This is a genomic window from Nitrospirota bacterium (assembly GCA_016212215.1).
In the GTDB taxonomy this organism is placed as follows: domain Bacteria; phylum Nitrospirota; class 9FT-COMBO-42-15; order HDB-SIOI813; family HDB-SIOI813; genus JACRGV01.
Window position 1 is genome coordinate 1 of record JACRGV010000045.1, and the last position, 8,911, is coordinate 8,911.

3 protein-coding genes are annotated in these 8,911 nt (G+C 43.5%); 2 read left to right on the forward strand and 1 reads right to left on the reverse strand.

Annotated features, from left to right (window positions below; all coding sequences use genetic code 11):
* Nucleotides 1–96: 96 nt before the first annotated feature.
* On the reverse strand, nucleotides 97–474 hold the full coding sequence (locus tag HZA08_04100; protein MBI5192613.1) for a hypothetical protein: 378 nt from the start codon (nucleotides 472–474) through the stop codon (nucleotides 97–99).
* A 213-nt stretch (nucleotides 475–687) separates the two neighbouring features.
* On the opposite strand from HZA08_04100, the gene HZA08_04105 reads away from it, so the two are divergent.
* Complete coding sequence (locus HZA08_04105; GenBank protein MBI5192614.1) at nucleotides 688–4,203, forward strand: exodeoxyribonuclease V subunit gamma; 3,516 nt, start codon at nucleotides 688–690, stop codon at nucleotides 4,201–4,203.
* A gap of 120 nt (nucleotides 4,204–4,323) precedes the next feature.
* Entirely contained in the window at nucleotides 4,324–8,211 is a 3,888-nt protein-coding gene (locus HZA08_04110) for a UvrD-helicase domain-containing protein (GenBank protein ID MBI5192615.1), read from the forward strand.
* Nucleotides 8,212–8,911 lie beyond the last annotated feature (700 nt).

The window sequence follows — 8,911 nt, forward strand, 5'->3', positions numbered from 1 at the left end:
ATATTTTATCTCTCAAGTTCATCGGCTCTCCTTTTGTGTGGTATTTTTTAACAAACATATTCTACCAAAAGGAGAGCAATTTTACACCAAATAAATTCAGAAAAATTCACTTATTTTATTACTTTTGCAAGAGCCTCTATTGTTAATGATATATTCAGCATAAGCCCATTCAATTGTAATATCACCTTTACTTGGATTGTCTGGAATGCTGCTTATTTTGGGACTGTGCTCATACTCTATATGTGCCTTTACAGTAAATTTATTATTCAACGGGGCATCGATTAAGAGATTGAAACGATGTTGATCAAATGACCCTTTAGTATCTCCTGGGACACTGTCTGCCTTTTCAAATTCAAAGTCAAAGAAGCCATAAAGCCTCAATTTATCAGATGCCTCAACACTGTTAAAGTTCAGGATAACAATTGGAAGTAATAAAATAATGATGAAGATTCCAATCCGTTTTGTCAGGTACATTAAGCCCCCTTTTTAAGGTTTATTAAATTGGTGAGATATTTTAAATCTTTAAATCCAAGAAATCAAGTCTAATTATTGTTATCTCCTACCGGATGTAAGGTATCGGGATTCCGACTTATAACTTAATCTCAATCTTTATCTATGTGTTTTTTTATGTTGAATATAGGTTTACGGTGTGTTAGATTGCTTTGAGTAAGCGGGAAGGAATTACCTATGCAAAAAATCTATCTCGGCAATTTTCATCCTGATTTAGAACAGGCAATTTTCAGAAACATTAGATTTATTAAAGAGGAAGACCCTCTTGCCCCCATTGCAATAGTTGTACCCTCAAAACATCTCAGCTCAAGACTAAAGGTCTTTTTAACAAGGGAATGTGGGATGAATCTTATGGGGGTGCACTTCCTTACATTTCACAGTCTTGCAGTAAAAGTATGTGAAGAAAGGTATGGGCATGTTAAGAATCTTATTACTGATGATTTCTTTTTCACAGAATTTCTCCGCCGGATATTGAAAGAAGATAGTGCGATGTCCGGTGCAGATGCCTTCCGCTATTTCAGTGATACACCTGAAGGATGCGGCGCCCTATGGGCTACTCTTAGGGATATGAAGGATGCGAGGGTTGACCCGGATATTTTAGCTGAGGCCCTCAGGGAAGGCGTGTTTAAAAATGAAGACATAAGCAAGGTTGTTCCTCTTAATTTATTATTCAAAGAATTCTTTTCAAGGCTAAGCATACTCGGCATAACAGGTTATTCTGATTTTACTGACATGGCAGAAGGTCTTGTCCCTTCTTCCGAATTCCTGCATAAATTTAAAGAGATAATATATTATGGATTTTATGACCTTACTCAGGTGCAGTATGACCTGTTTCATTCCATAGCTCAGAATTATCCATGTTCACTCTACTTCCCGCTTGTGGATAATACACCTGCATATTCTTTTGCAAAGAGGTTCTATGAGGGCTACATACAGGGGATGATTAATGATCAGGGCAATATCATTAGACTATCAACCCCTGTTGAAACTGCTGTAAAATCTGAGACCCTGTTTCCTTTTGGTCATAAGACTATAGTAATAAACGTCTCAGGTGCAGAAGATGAGGTCTTAACAGTTGCAAAAGGCATCCTCAGATTAGTTGAGGATGATGAATATAATTTCTCAGATATAGGTGTAACAGCAAGGGACATAGACGGGTACGGCCTTTTAATTGAGAGGATATTCCGTACACATCGCATCCCGTATATCTCAAGTGCAAAAGTGCCTGTAAACAGGTATCAGAATACAAAGGCAGTACACCTGCTCCTATCCGTGCTAAGAGAGGACTTCAGGCGTTCTGATATTATTGACCTTGTATCTTCTCACTATTGCAGGGTCAAGGAATTCTGTCCGCAAGGAGTAGAACCAGAACCGGACTTGTGGGACATGGTTTCAAGAAAAGCCGGTATATCAAAGGGTATTGAGGAGTGGAAACGGCTTGATAAATATGGCAGTAGTTCATCCGAAAATCAACCCCATCCCCACCCTACCCCTCCCCTTGAAGGGGAGGGAATCAACATAGCCCCCTCTCCCTCAGGGAGAGGGCCGGGTGAGGGTGGGGTTTTCATTGCCCTTTGTGAACCGAAGGCTCATGTGGGTTCATCTGAAAATAACCCCCCCATGCCCCCCCTTATACAAAGGGGGGGAGTTTCAGATGAAGACGCATATGTGCCCCCCATCAAATGGGAGCAGATCTCCGGCCTCAAATCATTCATCACCTCTCTTAAAACGGATTTTGACACGCTTCCGGGATACGGTGAATGGGAAGTTTATATTGATAAATTCAGACAATTAATTAAAAAATATTTAGACACAGAGAGTTTTATTGATGATGCGCTTTTATCCCTGAAATCATTTAACTTAACAAGCAGGGAAGTTACATTAAATGATTTTACAGATATTTTCATACGACGCCTCGAAAAAATGAGCATCCCTGTTGGAGATGATAATATAGCAGGGGTTCAGGTACTTGATGTTATGTCTGCACGGGGGATTCCTTTTAAAGTATTATTCATCCTGAACATGAATGAGAAGGTGTTTCCGAGGAACATCAGGGAAGACCCCCTGTTAAAGGATGCTGTAAGGAGGATAATCGAGCATGACCTTGGGTTTAAAATAAATTTTAAGATAACAGAAAAGTTATATGGTTATGAAGAGGAGAAACTCCTTTTTTACCTCCTGCTTAGCTCAGCAAGTGAACGGGTATTTATCTTATACCAGAGGACTGATGAGGCAGGCCAGATAAAAATCCCGTCGGGATATATTTATGAGATGACGAAGGGGTATCCTCTTAAACCGGAGATTAATATACCGAGACGGCTCTCTGATAAGTTCACTGTTTCGGAATATTTTACCTACCGCCTGCTGACACCAAAGGAGCTTGCTGTAAGGGTTATCTTAGAAAGGAGAGACACTTGGGACGTAATCTCAGGATTCGATCTGAACCCGGTGCTGTATAAGAATGGGCTTGCTTATTTAAAAATGATTGAGAATAAAGGCCATGACCTGACGCGGTTTGACGGACTTACAGGAGAGCTGAATCTCTACCGGGAGAATATTAAGTCTTACGGCATCTCTCCAACATCCCTTGAGGCTTACGCCCGCTGTCCGTTTTCCTATTTTATGAGCCGCGTTCTTGGATTAAGGAAATTAGAGCGGCCGGAGAATATTTGTGAGATTTCACCTGCTGATACCGGGACTATCTGTCATGCAATATTAAGAAGGTTTTACAGCAGCGGCAATTGTAGTTTTGAAGAGGCCGCCCTTGCAGAATTCAAAAAATATCAGGAGGAAAACCAGACAGGCTATCCCCTGCTATGGGAGATACTTCAGAAAAGATTAACCAATGTGCTGAAGGCCCTTATAGAATTGGATAATCAGGAGATGTCCGTTTCAGGGTTTAAGCCGTTTGCTTATGAGATTGATGAGAGAAGTCTTTTCCATGAAGAAAAACCCCACCCTCACCCTGATCCCCCCTCCTGCCTCCCCCCGCAAAAGAGGGGGGAGGGATTTGGAAGGAATTTAATTGCAGCTCTCCCTGAGGGAGAGGAAATTCCCCTCCCCTTCAAGGAGAAAGCCAAGGATGATGAAAATTCCCTCCCCTTCAAGGGGAGGGTTAGAGCCTGCCCCCGAAGTAGTTATCGGGGGGTGGGGATGGGGTTATCTCCGGATGAAGCTGTCTCTTTCCACGGCATCATTGACAGGATAGATGTAAACACACAAAAAGGTCAATTCAGGGTTATTGATTATAAATTCAAGACAGGAAGAAAGATGAGCAGTGATGATAAGAACCTTCCCCTTTCTGCCGTAAGGGGAAAGAGGCTGCAGCCCCCTTTATATCTGCTGATGGCAAAGGAATATCTGAAAAAGATGGGATTGGAAAATCTTGTTTCATCAAAGGTGAGCTTCTATTTTATCGCACCTGCCTGGGATTCGGAGGACAAAAATGGGATACGCTCTGAATTCCCTGGTGACTGCTGGGATGGACCGCTTGGCAGTCAGATAAACACAACCGCGGCATTATTGATAAAAGGGATCATGGACGGGCTCTTTTTTATTATCCCCGGTGATTATTGTGATAACTGTGACTATTCAACAATATGCCGCAAAAATCATTTCCCCTCATTCATTAGGGCAGAGAGGGATGAAAGGGTGAGACCGTATTATAATTTAAGGAAAGAAGTAGTTAAGTGAACATGTTTGAGATGTGTGTCACAAAGTGAGCAGAAGTTAGAAGTAAGAAGCAAGAAGTTAGAGATTAAGTTTCCCTCCCCTTCAAGGGGAGGGTCAGGGTGGGGATGGGGTTACCTTATTATGAACAATCTTCCTGACTATGAAAACAGAAGGCTTGCAGTTTCAACTTTTGACAAGAATATAGTTGTCACTGCAGGGGCCGGTACCGGTAAAACCACTCTACTTGTTGACCGTATCTTATGCCTTTTAATGAGGCCGCATGATCCATTAAAGATTACAGACATAGTTGCACTAACCTTTACAAATAAGGCCGCAGGGGAGATGAGAAGCCGTCTCAGAAAAAAACTGGAGGGGATTATTGCAATTCCCCCTCCCTTAACCGGAGGAGATGAAAAACCCCACCCTCACCCTGATCCCCCCTCCTGCCTCCCCCCGCAAAAGAGGGGGGAGGGATTTGGAAGGAATTTAATTGCAGCTCTCCCTGAGGGAGAGGAAATTCCCCTCCCCTTCAAGGAGACGGCCAAGGATGATGAAAATTCCCTCCCCTTCAAGGGGAGGGTTAGGGTGGGGATGGGGTTAATTACGCCTGAAAACCGTATGCTCTCCGAGATTTTTGATGATTATCAACTCAGTGATATTGAAATCAGGAAGCGGGCGAGGAATGCACTATCTGAGATCGAGAAGGCACAGATATGTACAATGCACAGTTTTGCAGGGTATGTGCTCCGTCTTTATCCTGTAGAGGCAGGCATAGACCCAGGATTTACAGAAGATGATGGGGCTGCTTTTGAAGAGCACTTTGAGAGGGAATGGGAAGACTGGCTTGATACTGAGTTATCCCAAAAACCGCCGCACAGAGAATTGTGGGAGGAAATTCTTGAAAAGACCACACTTGATTCCCTCAAGGATTTTGTCAGGGAGTTATGTAAGGAAACGATTCCACTAAATTCCCTGGCAAATCCTCATGAGCCAGTGTTTACAAAGGGAGATGAAAATGAGCGGGACAAGAATGTCCCGCCTATCGTTAATATAAAACCGGATAGGCGGGGTTTTCTAACCCCGCCGGAGGATTTTCGGATAAATCAAGACCCTAACCCTGCATTCGTCTCCTGGCTTGAGTCAAACAATCGTCGTATTCAGGAACTCCTTAGCAAGTACACAAAAAAGAGAAAAGTAGAAAAACTCTTAGTTGTTTCAGAAGATGTGTTTGACGATGTATTGTCAGACATTACGCCGGAGATAATGGATGATGATACAAGTACAAAGCCCACAGACTGGGATGAAGAGGATTATGAAGATGCAGTTCGAATCATAAAGTCTGCAAAAAGGCTTTCTACTGCTGATGATGAATTTTTCTCCCGCGTGCTGAAACTCTGCCTCCCCTTTGCAGGCAGATGCAGGGAGAGATTTACAGCTTCGGGTTACATATCATTTGACGGCCTCCTATCATTCTGCCGTGAAATCCTGAAAAACATAAAAGATGTACGGGAAGATTTAAAGAACCGGTTTAAGGCCATCCTTGTTGATGAGTTTCAGGACACTGACCCGGTGCAGTATGAGATTGTCCTGTACATGGCTGAGGTTTCAGGACAACATGAGACTGACTGGCGTAAGGTAAAACTTACACCAGGGAAGCTATTTATAGTCGGCGACCCCAAACAGTCTATCTATTCCTTTCGTAAGGCTGACATAGAGGCATACTCCCAGGTAAGGGATATGGTGCTGTCGGATAATCCCGGGAGTAAGACAGACCTTCTTACAAACTTCAGGAGTAATAACAGGATTATTGATGTTGTAAATGGCCTGTTTTCACAACTTATAAAAAAACGTGGATTATATCAGCCGGAATATATCAGGCTGGTGAACCGTGCTGATAATGAGGCATTTCTGAATGACCAGAAGGTTGAGCTTAGGCTTATCGCCACCGGTGATGGAGATGATATTAATGCACAGAGGGCTGTCAGGCTTGAGGCTGAGGCTATTGGAAGATGGATCAAGGAAGAGGCCGTTGATAAGAAAGAGGTACCGGGCCCTGACGGAAAAAAGATGCTTGTATCATACAGGCATATTGCCATACTGCTCAGGAAATTGACGGATGTCAATGATTATATTGAGGTCTTACGAAAATACGACATACCTTATACAGTTGAAGGTGAGAAGCACTTTTATTCAACCCAGGAGGTGATAGATTTTGTAAACCTGCTCAGGGTTATAGATAATCCTGCTGACAGCCTTGCAATGACAGGTGTCTTACGTTCACCCCTCGGCGGTTTATCTGACAAGGAGATTTATGAATTGAACAGGCTCTCCATGCTTGATTACAGAAATCCGGTTCTTAATCTTAACCTTAACCTTAATCTTAATCTTAATTCCCTCTCCTCTCTTTATAACCGTCTCGCATTGCTGAAAAAAGAGGCAGGCGCTATGCCGGTTCCTGATGCAATCCATTTTATATTTGATACCCTTCCTGTGCTTGAATTTGCGGCGAGTTCTTATAATGGCGAACAAGCGGTTGCCAATCTGTTGAAGATTCAGAAGATTGCAGAATTACAGAGCGACAGGGGTGACCTCACACTCAAGGGTTTTACCGGTTTGCTTGAAGAGAATATCACTCAACTACAGGAAGAAGGGGAGAGCCTTTTATCTGAAGAGGCTGTAAATGTAGTACGCATATTGAGTATTCATAAGGCCAAAGGGCTTGAGTTTCCGGTCGTGATACTTGCAGGTACCCACAGTTATCCTAATGTGAGGGAAGACAGTGTCAGCGTTGTACATGACTGGTCAACCGGCACAACAGGGTTAAAATTGAATAATCTGAGGAACCGTGCCTCAGTAATGCACTATGATAAAAATACATTAAAGGATGAAGAAGAGCAGAAGAGGCTTCTGTATGTTGCAATGACAAGGGCAAGGGAAAGCCTGATTATTTCCGGCACACGCTACGGTAAGTTAAATAAGAACTGTTTTCTTGAGATGATCAGGGAGGTGACCGGAGACTTCCCTGGTGAAGGTGACAGCGGAGATATATTGCTGAGTAACGGGAAAATCAATCAGAGCATAATTAAATATGATGCATTAAAAAAAGAGAAGACTTCGGCCGGGAGGAAAACGGAAGATTTTACAGGGAAGACTGCCGTAGTAAAGCAGGTACCTATAGAAATTGCAGAGATTGCAGGGCAGTGGAACCAAAGGACTAATCGTTATAACGAGATGCATAGTAAAACTATCTTTATCACCCCAACAAAGCTGGAGATGGAATATGCCGATTCTGAGCAGAAGCAGAAGCAAGAGGTAAGAATTGCAACAGAAATTCCACCTCCCTTGAGGGGTGGGGGGGAGCAACGAGGATATTCGGAAAAACCCCACCCTCACCTTAATCTTCTCCCTGATGGAGAGGAAAATTTCCTCCCCTTCAAGGGGAGGGTTAGGGTGGGGATGGGGTCATTTTACGATGAATCTAACTCATCATCAGGTGAGAGGTCATTACTTATCGGCACTGTTATACACCATATCCTTGAGCAGTGGGATTTTAAAAATGATAGGTTGATGAATGACACAGACATGGAAGATGTTATTGAAATGTTTATTCCGGTCATTGCTGAGGGCAATTTGTCCGGAATTAAAGAAGAGGTCACCGGCATAATGGAAAAGTTTTTATTGTCACCTGTGTATAATGAATTGAAAAAGGTGGAGATACTCGGCAGGGAGGTTCCTTTTACAATGCTTTGGGACGCACAAATCATAGAAGGTGTCATTGACCTTATATATAAAGATGGAGACACTGTTTATATTGCGGATTACAAAACAGACAAGGTACCCGTATCCGGCAGCGTTCCCCCTTTAGAAAATGAGGACAAGGGGGGATTTGAAAATCTGATTTCCAGGAAATATTCAATATCCGCAAAAATATATATCGAGGCAGTAAAGCGGTGTCTTTGCCTTGATGCCGGAGGTTTCAATCTTATATTTCTGCGGCCTGCTAAGAGTGTCCTGATAAGATTAACTTGAGATAAGAAAGAACCAAATTGTAAAGCAATTCCTGCTTTATTAATTTCTATTTTTGTGATACTTTCTACCTGCGCATTTTTACGCCTCCTTATGCTTAGAGATTCCGGATTGAGCAATAAGCAGAATAGACTGAAGGCTGAAGACTGAAGGTAGAAGCAAGAAGTTAGAGGTAAGAGCAGAACATCCCCTCCCCTTAGTCCCCTCCAGCAAGGGGAGGGAAGATATGAAAGATTGCCGAAGATTCCCCCTCCCTTGACGGGAGGGGGGTAGGAATGTCCTGAGCGAAGTCGAAGGGGGGAGGGCGAGCTATGGAGATTTTCGGGTGAACCCCCATGAGCCTCCGGCTCACAAAGGAACATGAAAATGAGGCCACCTCACCCGGACCCTCTCCCGCCAGGGGAGAGGGAGGCTAACGTTTATTCCCTCCCCTTCAAGGGGAGGGTTAGGGTGGGGATGGGGTTTATTTTCGGGTGAACTCCCATGAACCGAGGGTTCACAAAGGGGCATGAAAGTCAGCGGGACAGGAATGTCCCGCCTATCCTCATAGATATGGATAGGCGGGGTTTTCTTACCCCGCCGGAAGGGATTTTCGGATGAACCGTCATGAAACGGAGGTTACACAAAGGAGGATGAAAACCACCCCCCCAAGCCCCCCCTTGTAAAGGGGGGGAAAGTTCCTTTGGTGCTCAATTGCCTACGG